Source organism: Flavobacterium pasteuri (assembly GCF_048286615.1).
In the GTDB taxonomy this organism is placed as follows: domain Bacteria; phylum Bacteroidota; class Bacteroidia; order Flavobacteriales; family Flavobacteriaceae; genus Flavobacterium.
This window is the reverse complement of the sequence record NZ_JBLVPN010000010.1, coordinates 101,564-123,596: the sequence shown is the minus strand read 5'-3', so window position 1 is coordinate 123,596 and position 22,033 is coordinate 101,564. Positions and strand designations below refer to the sequence as shown.

Here is a 22,033-nt window from a genome sequence, read left to right as displayed (position 1 = left end):
TTGAAGCGAATGGATTTTTTTGGAGTAATTATTTTGGTTTTGAATTAATAAGAATCGTCCATTTTCTTTTTTATTTCCTCCAAACAAAGGTTGTTGATGCTTCCTTCGTGTGTATGTTTAGTTTCTTTTGGAGATTGAAAAGTACCATTTTCCAATTGTTCTGCAACCGCTTTATAGGCGTCTCTAAAAGGCATTCCAGCAACCACCATTTCGTTTAAGGTATCAACCGTAAATAAATAGTTGTATTTTGGATCCGCAAGAATATTGTCTTTTACCTTAATGTCTTTAATTGCAAAAATTGCGATATCCAAACAGGCTTTCAGGTTTTGAATCGCTGGAAACAATCCTTCTTTCAACAATTGCAAATCCCTATGATAGCCACTCGGAAGGTTGTTGGTGATTAAAGTAATTTCGTATGGCAACGCTTGAATTTTGTTGCATTTTCCACGAATTAATTCAAAAACGTCTGGGTTTTTCTTGTGTGGCATGATGCTCGAACCTGTTGTAAGATGCGAAGGCAAAGTGATGAAATCAAAATTCTGACTCATATACAAACAAACATCCATCGAGAATTTAGCCAAAGTTGCTGCCACACTACTCATTGCAAAAGCGACTGTTTTCTCTGATTTTCCACGGCTCATTTGAGCAGCTACCGAATTGAATTTTAAAGTTTCAAAACCCAATTCCTGTGTAGTGAATGTTCTGTTGATAGGAAACGAACTTCCGTAACCTGCGGCTGAACCTAATGGGTTTTGGTCTACAATTTTCAAAGCGGCACTCAACATCGTAATATCATCAATCAAAGTTTCGGCGTAAGCGGAAAACCACATCCCAAAAGAAGAGGGCATCGCAATTTGAAGGTGTGTATATCCTGGCAATAATACATTTTGGTGCTTTTCTGCGGATTCCATTAGCAAATCGAACAATGTTTTTACTTGTTCCTTTAGTTCTTTAACGACATCTTTCAGATATAAATTAACATCTACCAAAACTTGGTCGTTGCGAGAACGGGCCGTGTGAATTTTTTTTCCGGCGTCCCCAAGTTTTACTGTTAGCAAATATTCGATTTTGGAATGCACGTCTTCAAAGCTGTCTTCGATTTCGAAATTACCGTTTTCAGCATCTTTTATTATTTCTTCCAAAGCCAAAACCAAAGAAACGGTTTCGGAGTCTGTTAAAAGCCCGATCTGTCCCAGCATTTTTGCATGTGCGATAGAACCTAATGCATCATATTTTGCCAGAACTAAATCCAGTTCTCTGTCGTTTCCAACGGTGAAATGTTCGATTTGCTTATCGGTTGGTATTCCTTTTTCCCAAAGTTTCATAGGTGTGTTTTTTTGTATCGCATAATCGTAGGGACAAGTCGCGACTTGTCCGTACTTGTTATTTTATTGTTTGAAAAAATCAGTTAGTATTTTGATATACAATTGAATTCCTTCTTCTATTTCGTTTATAAATATAAATTCGTCTGCCGAATGTGACCGCAGGGTTTCGCCTGGTCCTAATTTCAAGGATTGGCAGCTCAAAACAGATTGATCCGAAAGAGTAGGTGAACCATACGTGGTTCTTCCCAATGCAATTCCGGCTTGTACTAATCCGTGTGTAATAGGAATTGATGACGCATTCAAATGCATCGAACGTGGATTAGTTTCAGCAGTCAAATGTTTTCTTACGGTATCTAAAATTTCCTGATTGTTATAGCAATCATTTACTCTGATATCGACAACCAAATGACATTCCGCAGGAACTACATTGTGTTGTTTTCCTGCAGATATTTGTGTTACGGTCATTTTTACAGGACCTAAAACCTCCGATATTTTTTCGAATTGATAGCTGTTAAACCATTCCATAACGGGAATCGCATTGTAAATAGGATTGTCAGGATTATTATGGGCGGCGTGACTGGCAGTGCCTTTTACGATTACATCTAGAACCAATAACCCTTTTTCGGCTACAGCCAATTGCATCAAAGTGGGCTCACCTACAATAGCACATTCCAATTCCGGTAAATGTTTTAAAACGCTGTTTAATCCATTTTTCCCACTGCTTTCTTCTTCAGCAGAAGCGACCATCACAATGTTGTAAGGCAGATTTTCATTCGAATAAAAATGTACAAAAGTGGCTAAAAGCGAAACCAGACAACCTCCCGCATCATTGCTTCCTAATCCAAATAATTTACCATCTTTTACGATGGCTTCAAATGGATCATTGGTATAGCCTTGGTTCGGTTTTACGGTATCGTGGTGAGAATTCAGTAAAAGCGTAGGTTTGGACTTATCAAAATTCTTATTGAAAGCCCAAATATTATTATTCTCTCTTTCGAAAGGTATATTATTTTGTTTAAACCAATTTTCGATTAAAAGGGCTGTTTGGTCCTCTTCACTTGAAAATGAAGGCGTTTCAATCAGCGACTTTAATAGTGCTATGGCTTGTTGTGTAAGAATTTCTATACTCTTCATAGTGTAATTGTAGTGTACAATGCGGCCTTGTCTTGCAACATGCGGTGATGACCAATTTTTATTTTTTGAACTCCTTTGGACAAACTATTGAAACAGTTGTCTAATTTAGGAATCATACCGGAATGTATGGCTTTTTCGGCTTTTAATTTGGAATATAATTCTTGATTGATGTTCTCAATTACGGAAGAATCGTCTTCGGCATCATATAAAACACCGGGTTTTTCGAAGCAATAATTCAAAGTAACATCAAAAACTTCCGATAAAGCAATAGCTAATTCACTGGCAATAGTATCCGCATTTGTGTTTAATAATTGTCCTTTTCCATCGTGTGTTATCGCGCAGAATACCGGAACTATGCCATTTGAAAGTAACGTTTCCAATAAGTTTGTATTCACTTTTTTTACATCGCCCACAAAACCATAATTGATGGTTGGGTGGTTTCTTTTATCGGATTGAATTAAATTCCCATCAGCACCTGAAAACCCCATCGCATTGGTTGAATTTGCTTGCAATTGAGCAACGATACTTTTGTTAATTTGACCAGCATAAATCATCACAACTACATCAAGCATAGCGGCATCAGTAATGCGTCTTCCATCAATCATTTGAGGTACTAAACCTATGCTTTCGGCCATTTTGGTAGCTGATTTTCCGCCGCCATGAACGAGAATTTTATTTCCTTCAATCTTTGAAAAATCAGATAAAAACTGTTCTAATTCCGTTGGATTATCAATAATGTTTCCACCAATTTTTATTAGCGTTAGCGGTTTTTTATTTTCCATTTTCCAATATTTTTTGCAACACTAATTGTGCAGCATAGGTTCTATTGTTGGCTTGTTCGATAACAATAGAATTTTCGCTGTCGATCACTTCATCAGTAACAATTACATTACGTCTTACCGGCAAACAGTGCATGAATTTTGCATTGTTGGTCAGTTTCATTTTATCGGCAGTTACAGTCCAATTTGGATCAGAATTTGTAATCTGACCATACTCATTATAGTTACTCCAGTTTTTAGCATAGATAAAATCGGCATTTTCAAAAGCTTTGTCTTGGTCGTATTCAATTTTAGAATCTTTCGTGATTTCAGGATTCAATTCGTAGCCTTCGGGATGTGTAATAACAAAGTCTGCATCTTGTAACTGCATCATTTGCACGAAAGAATTGGCAACTGCTTGAGGTAACGCTTTAGGGTGTGGTGCCCAAGTCAAAACTACTTTTGGCTTGTGTTCTGTTTTGTATTCCGCCATAGTTATCGCATCAGCCAGCGATTGTAACGGATGTCCCGTAGCGCTTTCCATATTGACAACAGGAACAGTAGCGTATTTCAAAAAGCCAGAAAGTACGATTTCGGCATTGTCTTTTTCTTTGTCTACCAATCCGGCAAAAGCTCTGATAGCAACAATATCGCAATATTGAGAAACTACTGCAGCAGCTTCTTTAATGTGTTCCGAAGCACCAGAGTTCATAATGGCTCCGTCTTCAAATTCTAATGTCCAACCTTCACTGGTAAAATTCATTACCATGACGTTCATCCCCAAGTTTAGAGCTGCTTTTTGTGTACTCAAACGCGTTCTTAAACTCGAATTAAAAAACAACATTCCTAAGGTTTTGTTTTTACCCAGTTTTTTATTTTTAAGTGGTTTTTTCTTGATTTTTAAGGCTTGTTTCACCCATTTATCGAGCGAATCTATGTTTTGTATGGAGATGTAGTTCATTGTTTTGTATTTTAAGTTTTTGGACGCGGATTAAACGGATTCGCTATCGCGAAGACACGGATAAAAACGAATTTTTATTATTTCTTATTTTCTGTTGTTTTCAAAAATTTTCCTTTTGAATTCAGGTTTCTTTCCAAAGTTTAAAAGTAGGCCTACTTCACAATCGGTGCTTCTTAAATAATTTAAAATTTGATTTTCAAAATCTTTTACAATATAATCAACTGCTTTTAGTTCCAATATCACTAAATTCTCTACTATTAAATCTGCATAATATTCGCTAACTTCAGTTCCTTTATAGTAAACTTTAATTTTATTCTGAGCTTCAACTTGGTATCCTTTATTTTTCAATTCTATATACATTGAATTTTGATATACTTTTCTAAAAAGCCATAGCCCAATTCATTATACACTTCATAAAAAGTTTTTAAAATTCCATCCGTTAATTCTTTATGTTTTAAATCCATTTTAAAAATCTGTATTAATCAGCGTCTTCGCAACGCGAATCCGTTTTATCTGTGTCCCTTCTTTATAGAATTTTAGTAAAAGGTATTTCGTTTTTTAAAGCTTTCAAAATAAAATTATCTTCCAATCCGTTAACAATCCAAGTTTCTATAGCTGCGTCTTTGGCAATCGCTGAGGCTTCTATTTTAGATTGCATTCCACCTGTTCCATGAGAGGATTTCGAATCGCCAATCTCTTTTTCTAATACTTTTAAATCAGTTACCAAAGAAATTGTTTCAGGAACGGCATCATGGATAGATGCTTTGGTGTAAATCCCGTTTGTATTGGTAGCGATGATTAGAATGTCAACATCTAATAAAACAGCCGTTAAAGCGGCTAATTTGTCATTATCACCAAACCGAATCTCATCCGTAGCCACCGTATCATTTTCATTGATAATCGGAATGTAATTATTTTTGACCAACACATTGATGGTGTTCACGATATTTACTTTGGATTGTTCTTTTTCGAAATCAGAATACGAAAGCAAACACTGCGAAATCAGTAATCCTAAATCGCTGAAGTTTTCATGATAAATCCGCATCAAATGTGGCTGACCAATTGAAGCCAATGCTTGCTTCACAAAAACATCTTTGTCTTGATTTTCAAGTTTTACAAATTGTTTAGCTGCTGCAATCGCACCGGAGCTTACAATGATAAACTCGTAATCGTCTTGTAAAGCGGCTATTTGCATCCCAATATCTTCAATCTTTCCTCTCGAAATGTGATTGGTTTCTTTGGTTAATGTATTGCTTCCTAACTTTAATAAAATTCTTTTTTTAGCCATTTTTAAAATTTAACCACAAAGGGCACAAAGTTTTTTTTATATAATGCTTTAAAAACACAAAAGTCATAAAGCTGTTTTTTTATGTTTATTAATTAAAATATTTAATAATTTGAAAATTTCGTTTCATAATTTTTTAATATTTCAATCTTTTAATTTATCGGATTTGTCCATTTCCGTAAATATACCACTTATTAGTAACTAAATGTTGCAAACCAATTGGTCCACGTTGGTGCAATTTGTCTGTGCTTATAGCCAATTCTCCTCCTAAACCAAATTGTCCTCCATCAGTAAATCGGGTGGAGGCGTTTTGATATACGGCTGCCGTATCCACGTTTTCCATGAATTCCTGGGCAATTGCATCATTTTTTGTGATTATCGAAGCCGAATGTCCGCCACAATATTTATTTATTTTGTCAATTGCTTCTTGATCCGAATTTGTTATTCCAATAACAATTTTATAATCTAGAAACTCTTCGTGCCAAATTAAATCCGATTCAATCTGAGGAACGTTTGCTATTTTTGAAATACTTTCATCTCCTAAAACGGTTACGTTTCTTTGTTGTAATTTGGTAATTACTTTCTTTGCAAAAGCTTCCCAATTGTCAATATTTTTATCAATTAATACTTTATCTAGAGCATTGCAAACAGATATATTTGAGGTCTTTCCGTTGATAATAATATCAAGCGCCTGATCTAAGTCAGCTTCCTTATTTACATACACAAAGTTATTTCCTCGACCACTTATAATCACTGGGCAAGTAGCGTGTTTCTTTACAAAAGCAATCAATTTTTCACCACCACGAGGAACGATTAAATCTACTTTTTGCGTTGGTTTTTCCAAAAAAGCCCGCGTTTCTTCCCGATTGTAATTCAGGTATTCTACCCATTCTGTCGCAACATTATTTGCTGTTAAAGCCTGATGCCACAATTCCACAATTTTTAAATTGGATAGTAAAGATTCTTTTCCGCCTTTCAATAGAATTTTATTTCCGGATTTAAAAGCGATTCCGCCTGCTTCAACAGTAACATCAGGTCTGGATTCATAAATAATCATTATGGTTCCAAAAGCTGCTGTTTTATTGATGATTTTCATTCCGTTTTCATGGTCGAAATTAAAACGCTCCACACCAATAGGATCTTCTTGACTGGCTAATTGTTGCATGGACAAAATCATGCCGTCAATTTTGGCATCATCAACCAATAAACGTTTTTCCATGGCCAAATCATCCCCAGAATAATTATTTAAATCTTGTTGATTTATAGTCTTAAGATTGGCTCTTTCTTGTTCAAGAAGTTCGGCCATATGGCTTAAAACTGCATTTCGCTTTTCTATTGGTAATAAGTGGTTCATTAGTTTTTGGTTTGCTATTTTAGAAAAAAAATCATTTCAATTCTGCCAATGCTTCTTTTAAAGCTATGATAAAGGTATCAATTGCTTCCTTCTTGATTGTCAAAGGAGGAAGGATTCTTAATAAGTTTTTATTATTAGCGTTTCCGGTAAAAATATGTTTGTCAATAATCATTTTTTTACGAAGTGTACTTACGTCAAAATCAAATTCTACACCAAGCATTAATCCTCTTCCTTTGACTTTTATCACTTCAGGAACTTGTTTGATTGCTTCTAAAAAATAGGCGTAAACGTCATTTACGTTATCCATTAATTTTTCGCTTTCAATCACATCCAAAACTGCTATTCCGGCAGCACAAGCTAAATGGTTTCCACCAAAAGTAGTTCCCAATAATCCGTAACTCGCTGTAAATTTTGGAGAAATCAAGATTCCGCCAATAGGAAATCCGTTACCCATTCCTTTAGCTAAACAAATAACATCTGCTTTGATGTCATGATGTTGGTGGGCAAAAAACTTTCCGCTTCTTACGTATCCGGATTGCACTTCGTCCAAAATCAATACAACTTCATAAGCGGCACATAGTTTTTCTAATGCCTGAAAAAATTCAGTTGTTCCTTGGTCTAAACCGCCAACTCCTTGAATTCCTTCGATAATAACAGAAGAAACATCTCCTTTTTTTAGTTCGTTTTCTACCAACTCGATATTATTCAAAGGCAAAAAAGTAACGATTTGTTGTGCATTGATTGGGGCAATAATTTTTTTGTTATCTGTAACTGCAACTGCCGCCGAGGTTCTTCCGTGGAAAGAATTATCAAAAGCAATTACACGAGATTTATTGTTGTGAAAAGAAGCCAGTTTCAAAGCATTTTCATTGGCTTCAGCTCCAGAACTGCACAAGAATAAAGTATAGTCTTCTAGTCCGGAAAGTTTCCCTAATTTTTCTGCTAATTCTACTTGCAATGGATTCTGAATCGCATTGGAATAAAAACCAATATTATCCAATTGATTTTTTAGTTTGGCTACATAATCCGGTTGGGTGTGTCCAATGGAAATTACTCCATGACCACCATATAAATCTAAATATTCCACTCCTTTTTCATCTGTAATAGTACAATCCAGTGCTTTTACAGGAGTGATGTTGTATAATGGGTAAACGTCAAATAAGTTCATTTTCTTTTTTGTTTAAAGTTTAAAGTTTCAGGTTTAAAGTTGTAGAAGTAAATAATTGTATCGCTCCTAACTTTAAACCTTAAACTTTAAACAAATTTTTTCTAAAACCCGCTTGGTTTCAAATACAATCCTGTGGTTTCATCCAATCCAAACATTAAATTCATGTTTTGTATGGCTTGTCCTGAGGCTCCTTTTGTTAAATTATCAATTACTGAAGTAATCAATAACCGGTTTCCTTTTTTCATTAAACTAATAATACACTTGTTCGTTTGAACCACTTGTTTCATATTGATTCCGGTGGTCGTAACTGTTACGAAAGGTTGGTCTTTGTAAAAAGCCTCATATTTAGCTACTACATCTTCCAAGTTTTCTTCGATTGTTGTGTATAATGTAGCGAAAATTCCTCTAGCAAAATCACCTCTGTTAGGTACAAAAATCAATTCGTTTGCATAATCCGCTTGCAATTGGTTGACACTTTGGTTTATTTCGCCCAAATGTTGGTGTTCAAAAGCTTTGTAATGCGACATATTATTTGATCTCCAGCTAAAATGCGTCGTTTCCGAAGGCGTAACTCCGGCTCCCGTACTTCCCGTTGTGGCATTGATATGAACGTCAGTCGTAAGCATTTCGTTTTTGGCCAATGGCAATAATGCTAATTGAATCGCTGTCGCAAAACAACCAGGATTAGCGATAAATTGTGCGTTTTTGATAACCGTTTTATTCAATTCGGGCAAACCGTAAATGAAAGATTTATTATCGAACTCTTTGTCTTTTGTCAATCTGAAATCATTTCCTAAATCGATAATTTTGGTATGACTCGCAAATTGATTTTGCTCTAAAAATGATTTTGATTTACCGTGTCCTAAACACAAGAAGACAACATTCACATTTGGATTTACGGTATCGGTAAAATTCATTTCGATATCGCCCATCAAATCATGATGCGCAACCGAAAGTGGTTTTCCAGCGTTTGTTGTGCTGTAAACAAAATCAAGTGTAGCATTGGGATGAAACATCAATATTCTGATGAGTTCTCCCGCAGTGTAACCTGAACCGCCAATTATTCCAATATTAATCATGTGTCAGTTTATTTACAGATGAAAATATGTTTTGGGCATTCCCCAGAATTTTGATAAATCCTTTAGCATCGTCAGAGGTCCAAGCATTGTTCATTTCTCCATATTGCCCAAAACCGGTATTCATTAAATCATTTTCAGATTCAATTCCGTCCAATGTAAAGTGATATGGTTTTAGAGAAACGATAACGGTTCCATTTACAGTCGTTTGAGTGTCTTCTAGGAAAGCCTCGATGTTTCTCATTACAGGGTCCAAAAATTGTCCTTCATGAAACAACATTCCGTACCAGTTTCCTAATTGTTCTTTCCAGTATTGTTGCCATTTACCCAGCGTGTGTTTCTCTAATAAATGGTGCGCTTTGATGATGATTAAAGGCGCAGCAGCTTCAAAACCAACTCTTCCTTTAATTCCTATTATAGTATCACCAACATGGATATCTCTACCAATTGCATACGCGCTGGCTAATTTTTCTAAGGCAACGATGTTTTTTGTTGGTGTGTCCAAAGTACCGTTGATACCTACTAATTGTCCTTTTTCAAATTGTAGTGTTACTTTCTCTTCACCCGTTTTTTGCAATTGAGAAGGGTACGCTTCACTTGGTAAAGTTTGATTTGAGGTCAATGTTTCTTTACCGCCTACGCTTGTTCCCCACAATCCTTTATTAATGGAATATTGTGCTTTTTCCCAAGAATAATGAACTCCGTTTTTAGATAAATAATCAACTTCTTCCTGTCTTGATAACTTTAAATCTCTTATAGGTGTAATGATTTCAATTTCGGGAGCAATGGTTTGGAAAATTAAATCAAAACGAATTTGGTCATTTCCTGCACCAGTACTTCCGTGGGCGATTGCTTCAGCACCAACAGATTTTGCATATTTAATCGCTTCGATAGCTTGAAAAACACGTTCTGCACTTACAGATAATGGATACGTATTGTTTTTTAATACATTCCCATAAATCAAATATTTAATGGCTTTGTCATAATATTTATCTACAATGGTAAGATTTGCATGTTGCGCACTTCCTAATTCGTAAGCTCTTTCTTCGATAGCGGCTAGTTCAGCTTCATCAAATCCTCCAGTATTTATAAGAACGGTATGAACTTCATATCCTTTTTCGTTTTTTAAATATTTCAGGCAATATGAGGTATCTAATCCTCCACTATAAGCTAATACAACTTTTTTCATGATATTATTTTTTTTAAGAACAAGGCTTCTTTAATTGATTTTAATCTGTTTAATACTCTGACATTAAATGGATGTTTAGGCGGGTCTTTAGGTTTTTCTTTTGGGTCATAAAGCATTCCGGTACACAAGCACATTTTGTTGTCTTTACTTTTTAGGATTTCATAATTGGTACACGTTTGGCATCCTTTCCAAAAACTGGGATCACTGGTCAATTCTGAAAAAGGAACAGGTTTGTACCCCAAATCGGAGTTGATTTTCATTACCGCTAAACCAGTTGTGATTCCAAATACTTTAGCCTCTGGATATTTTTCCAATGAATAATCAAAAACAAATGATTTGATTTTTTTTGCTAAACCTAAATTTCTGTAATCAGGATGTACAATCAACCCAGAATGTGCTACAAACTTTCCGTGTTGCCAACTTTCGATATAGCAAAAACCGGCAAATTTCCCATTATCTAATGCGATAACGGCATCTTTACTTTCCATCTTTTTTTGGATGTATTCAGGAGTTCTTTTTGCAATCCCAGTACCTCTCAATAAGGCGGACGATTCAATAGTATCGCATATTTCTTGCGAATACTTATAATGTTCTTCCTGAGTTACAATGATAGAAATTTTCATTTCAAGCGATTATTTTGAGTTAAAAAATGATTCGTGTATTTGTTTTTGAAATGCATTTTCGCCAAATTCAAATATAATACTAAAACAGTCGATTGTTGTGCAATAAATTGAACTACAATACGATAGTGATAAATAAGTATTAATTTTTGGATATATTAATCCAATGGAAAATAGCGGTAATTTCAAAACGGAAAAAATGAAAAATGAATAAAGATACGAAACAGCTTTTGGGTACTATAGGGATAGTATCCGTACTTCGGGAGAAGTAGTAGGTCTGTTTGTCCGTGACAAAGAAGTTATATGTAAACTTGTTTTATTCATTGGTGCAAAAGTACACATATTTTTAAAACACAACACTAATTTTGTGTTTTGTAACAAAATTTTAATGTATTGTTGATTTCTTAAATCGAAAAACTCCTTGATAGGCTTAATTATCAAGGAGTTTTATGTAATAGTGTTAATTTAAAATATTAGTTTCTAAACCTGTTTCTGCTGATTACATCTTTTATTTTGACTTTTAAATCTTCTCCGGTGTCATAAACCATTTGTTCATTGCTTGGAAAAGCTACCGCTCTTTTGTCAAAATAAGAGTAATAATTATCATCAGAAGCGCGTCGGTCTCCCTTATAAGTGGCGTAAATATTTTCGAAAATAAACTCACTGGCTATTGGGAAAGATTGTAATAATTGATTGTTTTTAAAGTTGATGTAATCTACTTTGGCAGTAATTTGACAAGATTTAAACTGTCTGAATTCATAAATGCGTACTGTTGCATTTCTCATATCATCCACCATGACCACTTTACCTTTTTCGTCTAGTACTTCTTTTCCGTTGGCGTCAATTAGTTTTTTGACACCATCTTTTATAATGCGGTCTTTTATAAACTCTCTTTCTTTTATTTGCTCAGGCGAGATATAAATATGTCTAAAGTTGATTACCATTCCATAATCATAATCAATCCCTTTTTGTTTGTTGCTGTGGTATACAGTCCATTTGTCGTTCAATCCATAGGTGCTAAAGTCCAATAAGTCATTTTGAAGACGAACCGGGATGATCATATTCGTTTCGTTTTTGGTGTAAACCGATACATAATCAGAACCTTTAAATTTAGCTTCATCCATGAGTTGTAAAACGTTTTTATAATTTGGAGTTATTTGGTTTAAATATTCCATATCATCATACGCTTTTCGGTAATTCATTTTGTCTGAAGTTCCCATTAATTTTTTTGCATTAGCATACAAATACGCTGATAAGGCATTTTTGCTGTCAATGATTTGATCGTTATAATTCTCAAATGGAAAAATTGCATTTCGTCCTTCTTTAAGTAGTTTTAAAGGAAGTAACGGTTTGATTTTTTCCTGACGGGAATTCAATTGTAAATACGTGTTGTACATTTTTTCCAATTGTGCAGGATTAGCATCTTTTGCTAATAAATTAATGGCATTCAAATCACGTTCTTTTGCTTTGGCGAAAGCCTCTTCCAGCAAGTAAACATAATCTTGTTTGCCTTTTTTATCTTTATTGGTTCGCAAATTTGAAACGGCATTATCAATTGCTTGATCGTAATTTCCAGAGCTTAATAAATTTTGGGTTTGTTTCACGCCACATGAGGAAACAAGGAGAAACAGGGATAATAAAAGAGTAATTTTTTTCATAAGCTTACAGTTAAGTAAATGATTTTTCGAAATTGTTTCTACTGTTTTTAAGCAGTTTTACGGGTTTTGAATTTTAAAATCCAAAAATAATGCCATAAAAAAACCTAACAAAAATAGAATAAATGTTAGGTTTTAAAAAGTGTATTTCTAATTTTTATTGTCTCACAAAAGGAGGCAGTAATTTGCTGGAAACTTCACCAAAACCAATTCGGACCTGACCATTTTGGCAAAAACCTTTCATGATTACGGTGTCATTGTCATTGATAAATTTACGCTCTGTTCCGTCGCCCATTTTTATTGGATTTTTTCCGCCCCAAGTTAATTCTAACATGGAACCAAAGCTATCTTCAGTTGGGCCGGAAATAGTTCCTGAACCCATCATATCACCAGAATTTACGCGACATCCATTTGAGGTGTGATGTGCTAATTGTTGGCACATTGACCAGTATAGATATTTAAAATTAGAGTGCGAAACTACTGTTGGTTTTGCATTTTCAGGCTGAATTGCCACTTCTAAATTGATATCAAATGAATGTTTTCCTTTTTGTTGCAAATAAGGAAGTGGAGTAGGCTCTTGTTTTGGTCCTTTGGTTCTAAAAGGTTCCAAAGCATCCATAGTAACTATCCAAGGCGAAATTGAAGTTGCAAAGTTTTTTGCCAAGAATGGTCCTAATGGTACATATTCCCATTTTTGAATGTCGCGGGCACTCCAGTCATTCAATAAAACCATCCCGAAAATATAATCTTCAGCTTCAGTTACAGCAATGTTTTCTCCCATTATATTTACATCCGTAGTAATGAAAGCAGTTTCAAGTTCAAAATCGACTGAACGAGAAGGGCCAAAAACCGGAGTAGTTTCTCCATTTGGCAGTGTTTGTCCCATTGGTCTGTGAACCGGAATTCCTGATGGAACTATGGTAGAACTTCTGCCGTGATATCCTACAGGGATATGAAGCCAGTTTGGTAATAATGCATTTTCAGGGTCACGGAACATTTTTCCTACATTAGTTGCGTGCTCTTTACTGGAATAGAAGTCAGTGTAATCACCTATAAGTACCGGTAATTGCATTTCGACATCTTCCATTTTGAAAATTATAATATCTCTGTCTTTAATATTATCTTGTAGTTTCGAATTTGTCACATCAAAAAGTTCCGCAATTCGGTTTCGAACCAAACGCCATGTTTTTTGACCGTCAGAAATAAAATCATTCAAAGTATCCTGCATGAACATATCATCCGTCAGTTCAATGCCTTCAAAATAATTTAATTGTTGTAAAGCTCCCAAATCGATTGCAAAATCACCAATTCTTGTCCCTACGGTTACTATGTTTTCTTTGGTAAGAAAAACTCCAAAAGGAATGTTTTGAATAGGGAAATCACTTTTGGCAGGTACTTCAAGCCATGATTTTCTATTGGTATCGTTAGCTGTTATTGGCATATTTTGTTAATTATTTTGTTAAAAAATTACTCATCAAATATATTATAATCTAACTATTAACCAAACGTTTTTTTGTATTTTTGCATCAAATTAACGAAAATCAAAAAAATGCAACGCGACGAACAAATTTTTGACCTTATTCTAGAAGAACAAGAAAGACAAATTCACGGATTAGAACTTATTGCTTCGGAAAACTTCGTAAGTGACGAAGTAATGGAAGCAGCTGGTTCTGTTTTAACTAACAAATATGCTGAAGGATATCCTGGCAAAAGATACTACGGCGGTTGTGAAGTAGTTGATGTTGTTGAACAAATTGCTATTGACAGAGCCAAAGAATTGTTTGGAGCTGCTTACGCAAATGTACAGCCACACTCCGGTTCACAAGCTAATACAGCGGTTTACCACGCATGTATCAAACCAGGTGATAAAATTTTAGGTTTTGATTTGTCTCATGGAGGACACTTAACTCATGGTTCACCAGTTAATTTTTCAGGACGTTTATACACGCCTTCATTTTACGGTGTAGATAAGGAAACTGGAAGATTAGATTATGATAAAATCCAAGAAATAGCTACTAAAGAACAACCAAAATTAATCATAGCAGGAGCTTCGGCTTATTCTCGTGATATGGATTTTGAGCGTTTCAGAGTAATTGCTGACAGTGTTGGTGCTATTTTATTGGCTGATATTTCTCACCCTGCAGGACTTATTGCTAAAGGCTTGATGAATGATCCATTGCCACATTGCCATATTGTAACTACTACAACTCACAAAACATTACGTGGTCCTCGTGGAGGATTAATCTTAATGGGTAAAGATTTCGAAAATCCGTTTGGTTTAACAACTCCAAAAGGAGAAATCAGAATGATGTCTTCTTTATTAGACTTGGCTGTTTTCCCTGGAAATCAAGGAGGTCCTTTAATGCACATTATTGCTGCAAAAGCAGTAGCTTTTGGTGAAGCTTTGAAAGATGAATTTTTTACATATGCTTTACAATTACAAAAAAATGCTAACGCTATGGCGGATGCTTTTGTGAAAAGAGGATATGAAATCATTTCTGGCGGAACGGATAATCACATGATGTTGATTGATTTAAGAAACAAGAATATTTCTGGAAAAGATGCTGAAAATGCATTAGTAAAAGCAGAAATTACTGTAAATAAAAACATGGTTCCATTTGATGATAAATCACCATTTGTAACTTCAGGTATTCGTGTAGGAACTGCAGCTATTACCACTCGTGGTCTAGTTGAAGAAGATATGGAAACTATTGTTGCTCTTATTGACAGAGTATTGGTAGACCATACTAACGAAGACGTTATCGAGGCGGTAGCTAATGAAGTAAACGAAATGATGAGCGAAAGAGCTATTTTCGTATATTAACAAATACGTTTTAAAGTTTTAAAGTCGAAAGTCGAAAGTCTTTGATTAGAATTTAATATTCTGTCTTAGTTTTGGCTTTCGACTTTTGACTTTATGACTTTATGACTTTCTAACTTTAAGACTAAAATTATGTCTGTACTAAGATTAAAATTACCAACGGATCCAAGATGGGTCAATATAGTAGAAAAAAACATTGAGGAAATCTTGACAGATCACGCTTGGTGCGAACAAAAAGCAGCTACAAATGCCATTACCATTATCACAAACAATTCAGAGCATCAAGATTTAGTGAAGGATTTATTGGCTTTGGCCAAAGAAGAAATCGATCACTTTGAGCAAGTTCACAATATTATTATAAAGCGTGGCTTAAAATTGGGACGTGAACGCAAAGATGAGTATGTGAATGAATTGTATTTGTACATGAAAAAAAGCAGTGATGGAAGCAGAGTTTCCAGCTTAGTGGAACGGTTATTGTTTTCAGCAATGATAGAGGCCAGAAGTTGTGAGCGTTTCAAAGTGCTTTCAGAAAATATTCAAGACGAAGAATTATCTGTTTTTTATAGAGATTTAATGGAAAGTGAAGCAGGACATTACACCACTTTTATTACTTACGCTAGGAAATATGGTATAGGAATTGACGTTGAAAAGCGTTGGAGAGAATGGCTCGAATTTGAAGAAAATATTATAACAAATTATGGTAAAAACGAAACAATTCATGGGTAGTTTTTTATGACAGGTAATTTTAGTTCTAATTTTTAGTAAATTAATAAACGATTTAAGAACCTTAATAATCAGTTATTTATATTTATTATGTTTTAAGTAGATAATGTTTTGTATTTTAATTAAATTATTTATGACAGATTAATATTTATTTGATTTACATTTATCATTTAATTTTAACTTTAACACTTGTTTATTGATATGAAGCTCAATTTTAATTACGATGGAAATGTTGCTTGTAAGGCAATATTACAAGATCAATTAGAAAAATTTGATATTAAATATCAGCTGTTGGATTTAGGACAAATTGAAATTGGAGATAATGTTTCTGAGGATGTTTTAACTGAACTTCAGGTTTGTTTAACTAAGTATGGGATTCAGATTATTGACAATCCAAAAGGACAATTAATACAAAAAATTAAAGATGCTATAATTGAGATTGTCTATGAAAAAGAAAAATTTCCAAACATAACAATTTCTCAATATTTATCTGATAAACTGAACTTTAGATACGGTTATATTACTAATGTTTTTTCGGAATATACATTTACATCTATTGAAAATTTTATTATTATTCAAAAGATTGAAAGAGCCAAAAAACTTATAATTGAAGAGAAACTCACCCTAACCGAAATTTCTCATGAGTTAAACTATAGTAGTGTTGCTTACTTATCAACTCAATTTAAAAAAGTTACAGGATTAACACCTTCAATGTTTAAAAGAATAGTAAGTAAAAAGAGAGAGTTATCTAATAAAGATTAAATAAAATTTTAAAAACATACCCCCATATTTTATGATTACACACCAAGATTCAATGCATATTCTTTTAGCTGACGATGATGAAGATGATCGTATTTTTTTTAGTGAAGCTATACAAGAGCTTAAAATGAATAATAAGTTGACTCTATTTAAAGATGGTAATGATCTAATGGATTATTTAGTGCATCCTGAAATTAAGTTGCCTCATGTTTTATTTCTTGATTTGAATATGCCCGGAAAAACAGGAATAGACTGTCTGAAAGAAATTAGATCGAACACTCGTTTTAAAGATGTTTCGATTGCTATATATTCGACCTCTTCATCAGAAAAAGATATTGAAGATACTTTTATTGAAGGAGCAAATATTTATATTAAAAAACCTAATGATTTTTCTAAACTAAAAAAAGTAATCAAGGAGGTTGTAAATATGAATTGGCAATTCCATACCTCAGGTTTAAATATTGAAACTTTTTTCTTTAATATATAAAAAGGAATTGATGAAAATTCATGGACTATATAAAAACTCACAAGTCTTTAAAATAGCTTTAGCTATTGCAATTGTTGTTGTTTGTTATATAGCCTCGATGTTTTATTCCCAAATGAAAAAGCTCGATTCAACGGTTGAATTAATAGCTAATTCAAATGAAACTCAACTCGAATTAGAAAAACTATTATCCGTAATGAGTAATTACGAAACGAGCCTGCGAAGTTATATTATCACAAAAGATACGGCTTATATACAAGATCGATTTTTGAGTAGGGGTAAAATTGAAGAAAGTATTACAAAGCTTAGGTTGTTAACTGCAAATGACACTGCCAGATATAATGATATAGACCGATTAAAAAAACTTATTGATCTTAGATTCAAATTGTTAAGAAGAACCTTGCTTCTTGCACAAAGTAAAAATTCTGGTCCAGTAGCGATAAATGCGATGTTATTGCAGAACAGTAATGTTACTGAAATGATGAAATCCTTTGTCACTAAAATTATATTTTCTGAAAGTGCAAAAACGGAATTTGAAAACAATAATCATCAGTTTGAATTACAAGATTCAATCATTACCGCTTTTTTATTAGTGATACTTTCGCTTCTTATATTACTGCTTTCGTTCCAAAAAATGAATGTTGATATTGATGAACTCAAAAAGGCGAATGATCAATTAAAACTGTTGAATGAGTCCTATAATTCTGCTGAAATGACAGCCAGTTTCGGGCATTGGATGGTTAATTTAGAAAGTAATACCTATACTTTTTCAGATAATTTATTTCGATTGATGGGAGTTGAACCCAATGCATTCGAACCAAATATAGAAAATTCAATTAAATATATTCATCCGGATGATTTAGAATATGTCACTAAAGTACACATTGATTCGTTGGTTAATCATCAATCCACTTCAATGATATTTCGATTTTTGACACCAAGTGGTGATATAAAATATATCATGGGAGTAGGTAGTTTTACTAAAAACGGTAATGGAGATTTGATTAAAATAGGCGTTAATTATGACATTACAAGCCAGTATAATAAAACACTCGAGCTGGAAAATAATAATAAAGAACTTAAATATATTAATACTGAACTCGAGGCTTTTAACAATATTGTAAGCCACGACTTGCAGGAGCCGCTTCGTAAGATTCAAATGTTTATCTCCAGATTAGAAGGAAAGGAATCGGACTTGCTTTCGTCACAAGGGAAAGAATATTTCTCTAAAATTCGTGTAACTGCAAATAGAATGCAGACTTTATTAATTGATCTGGTGAATTATTCCAGAACAATAAAAGGCGATAAGGTTTTTGTAAAAACGGATCTAAATAAAGTTATTGAAGAAATACTTCAAGATTTATCTTCTAATATTGAAGATAAAAAAGCCATAATCACAATTGGAAATTTGCCTATAATCAAAGCGATACCTTTTCAGGTGAAGCAGCTTTTTATAAATTTAATTTCAAATTCTCTGAAATATAGTAAAGAAAATATTGCTCCAGAAATCAGTATTACTTCTAAAAAAATTACAGAAAAAGAAATGCATGATTATAAAATTGCTAATAAAAAGGATTACTATAAAATTGTCATTTCTGATAACGGAATTGGTTTTAAACAAGAGTATTCAGATAAAATATTCCTATTATTCAAGCGATTGGAAACAGACCCTAAATATTCTGGAACTGGACTTGGTCTGGCTATTTGCAGTAGAATTGTAGATAATCACAAAGGATTTATAAAAGTAAAAGCAAAACAGGGTGTAGGTGCTAAATTTTATATTTTTATTCCAAAAGGAGATTTGCTTTAAATTTTAATAATTATTACCAATACATACAATGTTATTACTAGCTGACGCCGCCATAAACGACTTTAAAACTATTCGAGAAATTGCCTATAAATCTTGGCCAAGTGCTTATGGTTCTATTTTATCGAAAGAGCAAATTGATTATATGCTCGGTTTGTTCTATTCAGAGAAAACCTTACTTAAAAATTTAAACGAAAAAGGACATCGTTTCCTATTGGTAAATGAGGGAGAAGTATGTCTTGGATTTGCTTCGTATGAACACAATTATTTAAACGAAAAATGCACTCGCCTTCATAAAATTTATATTTTGCCTGAGGCGCAAGGAAAAGGAGTGGGGAAGCTACTGATGAATGCTGTAGAAGACTTAGCCAAGGAAAATCAATCGGTTGTAGTTTCATTAAATGTAAATAAATTTAATAAAGCCATTTCGTTTTATAAAAAAATAGGATTTGAAGTAGTTTCAGAAGAAGAGATTCTATTGGAACATGGTTACAAAATGGAAGATTACAAAATGGAAAAGAAGCTTTAATTCCTTTGGTTAAAGCAATCTGAATCCAAAATTGCGTGAAATCTAAATCTTCGGATCTTTTAGAACCTACATTTTTATACATTTTCCAAGCTGTCTGCATAGCTGTTGAACTTAATTCAGGCACTCAAAAAACAACTATTTTAAGTAGTAAATTACTATTATTGCACTATAATTTCATGTTTGTAAAGCAATCCTTTTAATCCTTCTAAAGCAAAGACTGCTTTTTTTAACTTTGTTGTTTTTGGATCAATCGTATAGTTATAGCTTGTTTTGAAATCAGCTTTGTAAGCAATTGCTTTCGCAAATTCGGAACGGTATAAATCACAGTTTTCAAAAATAACTTCGGTTAAATCAGTGCTCATAAAATCAACTGCAATAATACTACAATTGGTAAATGAAGCTCCTTTCATCTTTAGAGTATAAAATTTGGAGAAATCCAAAATGCAATTGTTAAAAGTAATTTCGAAAATTAATTTATCGCACATCGCAAAATTCACGTCTTTGATTTCACACCGATTGAAAATCACGGTTCTAAAGGCGACATAGTTAATTTTGGCATTACTAAAAGTACAATCATTGAAGGTGCAATCAATAAAAGTAACCGCCACAAAAGCACATTGAGAGAAATTACAATTGGTAAACGTACAGCACTCAAACTCCTTAAAATTGACTTCTTCCTCTTGGTAGGTGATATCATTATACTCAATATCTAGAAAATATTCTGCCATTTATGGATTTTAATTTAGCTTTTAGTGCTGTTTTTCGGAACAAAGAAACAAAATTCTGAATCGTTATATTGGTTAAACTAAAGTATTATTTTTTGGATTTAAACTCTTTCATAGTCGCCTTTCCAGTGCTGAATCGCTTTTTTAATTTCCTTTCCCGAAAGATTTTCATGTAGCGCTCTTTGAGTAAGTCCAGGGAATTCATCGTCTGTGGTAAACCGCAAGGCAAATAATTGGTCATCATTTAATCGATGTTCGAAATCTTCCAGTCTTTTTCCTGTAATCGAAAAATAGCGGTATCGAAGTTCCAAACGCACGATTCGGTTTTGTAAAGTCAAAGTATAATGTTGACGTAACATGAAAGCCAGACAAAACAGAACAACGAAAATTCCACTTATAAATGACCAAATTAATGAATCTTCGGTGGTGCAACTAAAATATATACTGAATGCCAGAAATGTTATTACTATGGGATAATAAACAAAATGATGCGGTGGGTAATATCGAATATGATTTTTATAGGATTGTGTTTCCATAATTTTATTTTAAAGTTTTTTAAAGATAGTTAAAACAGTTTATTTTGAAGGCAACAGGTTTTTTAATTATGGAAAATCCCAAAATTATATATGTTTTGGCAGTGTTTAATAATAAAAAAAAGACTTGATTAATATGAAAAACAATTCAATGTAGGTTTTCAATATCGTATTATTAATGCTTTATCAAAACTATTTGGTAACAATAAAATTAGTGCACTCACCTATGACCTCTTAGCCTTGTAAATAATCAAACTGGTTGAAAATATTTTAGAATTAATATTTATGCTAGTACTAAATAATTTCTTTATACTTGCCAATTTCCTTGCTAAAAAAGAATAAACTGTTTGAAGTACTATAGATAAACTATCAGTATTTAACTTAATTTCAGTAGCAAGTAGGTTCTGTAAAATAGTCTCCACACTTGAAATAGCAATGTGGTTACTATCAGTACAAATGCTAAGTTCTTTTAAAACTTTGACTATTTCTTTGCTCTGTAATTTGATTTCAAAAAAATTTATTGTTTGATTGAATAGACTACTGTTTAAGAACTTTATTAATTTCATATTTTCTTCTTTGGCAACAATAAGCTGGGATTGATAAATAACCAAGTAGAACTTAACTTTTATATTTTTTTCAAAATTCAATACCGAATTAATACTGCATTGACTCTTTAAGATAACTTTATCTTGTACCGCAATCATATTTTTTGAACTAGTATCTCCAAAACTATGATTTAACCTACCTTCAGTGCAATACATAAAAAAAATAGGGGAATTTGAAATAGCCTCAGCGCTAATTCTTATATTTTGATAAATCATTAGATCAAATTCTAACAAATTTATTCCCGCTTGACTTTGTAATATCTTGATATTGCCTTTCGCAAAACATGAATCTATTTCAAGATTTAAATGATCTTCATCTGATGACAAGATACCTTCAAATTGATTGCTCATGTCAATGAAAATATCTTTTATATTTCCCGCATTTAAGTATATGTTTTTCATAAGTAATTTGGGGTTTATTATATTTAACTATTGGTTGTTAATAAGAAATTCTATTCGCATTGCATTATTAAAACAATATTGTGTAGAAAAACAGGATTTGAGTTTACCTGGAATTTGATA

Annotated in this window: 22 protein-coding genes; 6 read left to right on the top strand and 16 right to left on the bottom strand. The window is 33.2% G+C overall.

The genetic code is table 11. The features are described 5' to 3' along the window. Positions 1-44: 44 nt before the first annotated feature. The 13 genes from argH to fahA form a co-directional block, all read right to left on the bottom strand. Positions 45-1,325 carry an argininosuccinate lyase gene (gene argH, locus ACNQF6_RS14455; protein ID WP_417966619.1) on the bottom strand — a complete coding sequence of 427 codons (1,281 nt, stop codon included), beginning with the start codon at positions 1,323-1,325 and terminating at the stop codon, positions 45-47. A 63-nt stretch (positions 1,326-1,388) separates the two neighbouring features. Then, complete coding sequence (locus ACNQF6_RS14450; protein WP_417966618.1) at positions 1,389-2,459, bottom strand: M20 family metallo-hydrolase; 1,071 nt, start codon at positions 2,457-2,459, stop codon at positions 1,389-1,391. Then, on the bottom strand, positions 2,456-3,241 hold the full coding sequence (gene argB / locus ACNQF6_RS14445; protein WP_417966616.1) for an acetylglutamate kinase: 786 nt from the start codon (positions 3,239-3,241) through the stop codon (positions 2,456-2,458). The genes ACNQF6_RS14450 and argB overlap by 4 nt, the downstream gene beginning before the upstream one ends. Beyond that, positions 3,231-4,178 (bottom strand): N-acetylornithine carbamoyltransferase, encoded by a 948-nt coding sequence (locus tag ACNQF6_RS14440; protein ID WP_315165687.1) that lies wholly within the window; start codon positions 4,176-4,178, stop codon positions 3,231-3,233. Before ACNQF6_RS14440 ends, argB begins: the two co-directional genes overlap by 11 nt. A gap of 84 nt (positions 4,179-4,262) precedes the next feature. Further along, a complete protein-coding gene (locus tag ACNQF6_RS14435; RefSeq protein ID WP_417966614.1) occupies positions 4,263-4,526 on the bottom strand; it encodes a GxxExxY protein in 264 nt (87 codons plus the stop codon). Positions 4,527-4,704: 178 nt separating this feature from the next. After that, the gene (gene proB / locus ACNQF6_RS14430) at positions 4,705-5,466 is read right to left on the bottom strand and encodes a glutamate 5-kinase (RefSeq protein WP_417966613.1); all 762 of its coding nucleotides are present in this window, start codon (positions 5,464-5,466) and stop codon (positions 4,705-4,707) included. 154 nt (positions 5,467-5,620) lie between these two features. After that, positions 5,621-6,817, bottom strand: a complete 1,197-nt coding sequence (locus ACNQF6_RS14425) for a glutamate-5-semialdehyde dehydrogenase (protein WP_417966612.1) — start codon at positions 6,815-6,817, stop codon at positions 5,621-5,623. A gap of 31 nt (positions 6,818-6,848) precedes the next feature. Beyond that, complete coding sequence (locus ACNQF6_RS14420) at positions 6,849-7,985, bottom strand: aspartate aminotransferase family protein (protein WP_417966611.1); 1,137 nt, start codon at positions 7,983-7,985, stop codon at positions 6,849-6,851. A gap of 101 nt (positions 7,986-8,086) precedes the next feature. Further along, on the bottom strand, positions 8,087-9,064 hold the full coding sequence (gene argC, locus ACNQF6_RS14415; protein WP_282712622.1) for an N-acetyl-gamma-glutamyl-phosphate reductase: 978 nt from the start codon (positions 9,062-9,064) through the stop codon (positions 8,087-8,089). Beyond that, positions 9,057-10,250: an argininosuccinate synthase gene (locus ACNQF6_RS14410; protein WP_039110645.1), complete on the bottom strand. Its 1,194-nt coding sequence runs from the start codon at positions 10,248-10,250 to the stop codon at positions 9,057-9,059. Before ACNQF6_RS14410 ends, argC begins: the two co-directional genes overlap by 8 nt. Continuing rightward, on the bottom strand, positions 10,247-10,873 hold the full coding sequence (locus tag ACNQF6_RS14405) for a GNAT family N-acetyltransferase (RefSeq protein ID WP_417966610.1): 627 nt from the start codon (positions 10,871-10,873) through the stop codon (positions 10,247-10,249). Before ACNQF6_RS14405 ends, ACNQF6_RS14410 begins: the two co-directional genes overlap by 4 nt. Before the next feature lie 470 nt (positions 10,874-11,343). Further along, positions 11,344-12,528 carry a hypothetical protein gene (locus ACNQF6_RS14400; protein ID WP_417966609.1) on the bottom strand — a complete coding sequence of 395 codons (1,185 nt, stop codon included), beginning with the start codon at positions 12,526-12,528 and terminating at the stop codon, positions 11,344-11,346. Between the two features lie 154 nt (positions 12,529-12,682). Beyond that, positions 12,683-13,966 carry a fumarylacetoacetase gene (gene fahA, locus ACNQF6_RS14395; protein ID WP_417966608.1) on the bottom strand — a complete coding sequence of 428 codons (1,284 nt, stop codon included), beginning with the start codon at positions 13,964-13,966 and terminating at the stop codon, positions 12,683-12,685. Between the two features lie 108 nt (positions 13,967-14,074). On the opposite strand from fahA, the gene glyA reads away from it, so the two are divergent. The 6 genes from glyA to ACNQF6_RS14365 all read left to right on the top strand — a co-directional run bounded on the left by glyA (position 14,075) and on the right by ACNQF6_RS14365 (position 19,648). Next, positions 14,075-15,349, top strand: a complete 1,275-nt coding sequence (gene glyA, locus ACNQF6_RS14390; RefSeq protein WP_113665999.1) for a serine hydroxymethyltransferase — start codon at positions 14,075-14,077, stop codon at positions 15,347-15,349. A 129-nt stretch (positions 15,350-15,478) separates the two neighbouring features. Next, positions 15,479-16,072: a MiaE family protein gene (locus ACNQF6_RS14385; RefSeq protein ID WP_417966607.1), complete on the top strand. Its 594-nt coding sequence runs from the start codon at positions 15,479-15,481 to the stop codon at positions 16,070-16,072. Between the two features lie 198 nt (positions 16,073-16,270). Beyond that, positions 16,271-16,831: a helix-turn-helix domain-containing protein gene (locus ACNQF6_RS14380; protein WP_417966606.1), complete on the top strand. Its 561-nt coding sequence runs from the start codon at positions 16,271-16,273 to the stop codon at positions 16,829-16,831. Positions 16,832-16,862: 31 nt separating this feature from the next. Next, a complete protein-coding gene (locus ACNQF6_RS14375; RefSeq protein WP_417966605.1) occupies positions 16,863-17,315 on the top strand; it encodes a response regulator in 453 nt (150 codons plus the stop codon). Positions 17,316-17,325: 10 nt separating this feature from the next. Next, positions 17,326-19,122: an ATP-binding protein gene (locus tag ACNQF6_RS14370; RefSeq protein WP_417966604.1), complete on the top strand. Its 1,797-nt coding sequence runs from the start codon at positions 17,326-17,328 to the stop codon at positions 19,120-19,122. A gap of 28 nt (positions 19,123-19,150) precedes the next feature. After that, positions 19,151-19,648: a GNAT family N-acetyltransferase gene (locus ACNQF6_RS14365; protein WP_417966603.1), complete on the top strand. Its 498-nt coding sequence runs from the start codon at positions 19,151-19,153 to the stop codon at positions 19,646-19,648. Between the two features lie 158 nt (positions 19,649-19,806). Here the strand turns inward: ACNQF6_RS14365 and ACNQF6_RS14360 are convergent, their stop codons facing one another. The 3 genes from ACNQF6_RS14360 to ACNQF6_RS14350 form a co-directional block, all read right to left on the bottom strand. Further along, positions 19,807-20,376: a pentapeptide repeat-containing protein gene (locus ACNQF6_RS14360; RefSeq protein WP_417966602.1), complete on the bottom strand. Its 570-nt coding sequence runs from the start codon at positions 20,374-20,376 to the stop codon at positions 19,807-19,809. 98 nt (positions 20,377-20,474) lie between these two features. After that, complete coding sequence (locus ACNQF6_RS14355) at positions 20,475-20,909, bottom strand: DUF6526 family protein (RefSeq protein WP_417966601.1); 435 nt, start codon at positions 20,907-20,909, stop codon at positions 20,475-20,477. Between the two features lie 221 nt (positions 20,910-21,130). Then, positions 21,131-21,913, bottom strand: a complete 783-nt coding sequence (locus tag ACNQF6_RS14350) for a hypothetical protein (RefSeq protein ID WP_417966600.1) — start codon at positions 21,911-21,913, stop codon at positions 21,131-21,133. Positions 21,914-22,033 lie beyond the last annotated feature (120 nt).

What these genes read in the sequence shown, in the direction of transcription:
- ACNQF6_RS14405 (WP_417966610.1), bottom strand. Translation starts at nt 10,873, where the DNA reads ATGAAAATTTCTATCATTGTAACTCAGGAAGAACATTATAAGTATTCG.
- ACNQF6_RS14420 (WP_417966611.1), bottom strand. Translation starts at nt 7,985, where the DNA reads ATGAACTTATTTGACGTTTACCCATTATACAACATCACTCCTGTAAAA.
- glyA (WP_113665999.1), top strand. Translation starts at nt 14,075, where the DNA reads ATGCAACGCGACGAACAAATTTTTGACCTTATTCTAGAAGAACAAGAA.
- ACNQF6_RS14375 (WP_417966605.1), top strand. Translation starts at nt 16,863, where the DNA reads ATGATTACACACCAAGATTCAATGCATATTCTTTTAGCTGACGATGAT.
- argH (WP_417966619.1), bottom strand. Translation starts at nt 1,325, where the DNA reads ATGAAACTTTGGGAAAAAGGAATACCAACCGATAAGCAAATCGAACAT.
- fahA (WP_417966608.1), bottom strand. Translation starts at nt 13,966, where the DNA reads ATGCCAATAACAGCTAACGATACCAATAGAAAATCATGGCTTGAAGTA.
- ACNQF6_RS14360 (WP_417966602.1), bottom strand. Translation starts at nt 20,376, where the DNA reads ATGGCAGAATATTTTCTAGATATTGAGTATAATGATATCACCTACCAA.
- ACNQF6_RS14350 (WP_417966600.1), bottom strand. Translation starts at nt 21,913, where the DNA reads ATGAAAAACATATACTTAAATGCGGGAAATATAAAAGATATTTTCATT.
- argB (WP_417966616.1), bottom strand. Translation starts at nt 3,241, where the DNA reads ATGGAAAATAAAAAACCGCTAACGCTAATAAAAATTGGTGGAAACATT.
- ACNQF6_RS14365 (WP_417966603.1), top strand. Translation starts at nt 19,151, where the DNA reads ATGTTATTACTAGCTGACGCCGCCATAAACGACTTTAAAACTATTCGA.
- ACNQF6_RS14355 (WP_417966601.1), bottom strand. Translation starts at nt 20,909, where the DNA reads ATGGAAACACAATCCTATAAAAATCATATTCGATATTACCCACCGCAT.
- proB (WP_417966613.1), bottom strand. Translation starts at nt 5,466, where the DNA reads ATGGCTAAAAAAAGAATTTTATTAAAGTTAGGAAGCAATACATTAACC.
- ACNQF6_RS14425 (WP_417966612.1), bottom strand. Translation starts at nt 6,817, where the DNA reads ATGAACCACTTATTACCAATAGAAAAGCGAAATGCAGTTTTAAGCCAT.
- ACNQF6_RS14410 (WP_039110645.1), bottom strand. Translation starts at nt 10,250, where the DNA reads ATGAAAAAAGTTGTATTAGCTTATAGTGGAGGATTAGATACCTCATAT.
- ACNQF6_RS14400 (WP_417966609.1), bottom strand. Translation starts at nt 12,528, where the DNA reads ATGAAAAAAATTACTCTTTTATTATCCCTGTTTCTCCTTGTTTCCTCA.
- ACNQF6_RS14440 (WP_315165687.1), bottom strand. Translation starts at nt 4,178, where the DNA reads ATGAACTACATCTCCATACAAAACATAGATTCGCTCGATAAATGGGTG.
- ACNQF6_RS14450 (WP_417966618.1), bottom strand. Translation starts at nt 2,459, where the DNA reads ATGAAGAGTATAGAAATTCTTACACAACAAGCCATAGCACTATTAAAG.
- ACNQF6_RS14370 (WP_417966604.1), top strand. Translation starts at nt 17,326, where the DNA reads ATGAAAATTCATGGACTATATAAAAACTCACAAGTCTTTAAAATAGCT.
- ACNQF6_RS14385 (WP_417966607.1), top strand. Translation starts at nt 15,479, where the DNA reads ATGTCTGTACTAAGATTAAAATTACCAACGGATCCAAGATGGGTCAAT.
- argC (WP_282712622.1), bottom strand. Translation starts at nt 9,064, where the DNA reads ATGATTAATATTGGAATAATTGGCGGTTCAGGTTACACTGCGGGAGAA.
- ACNQF6_RS14380 (WP_417966606.1), top strand. Translation starts at nt 16,271, where the DNA reads ATGAAGCTCAATTTTAATTACGATGGAAATGTTGCTTGTAAGGCAATA.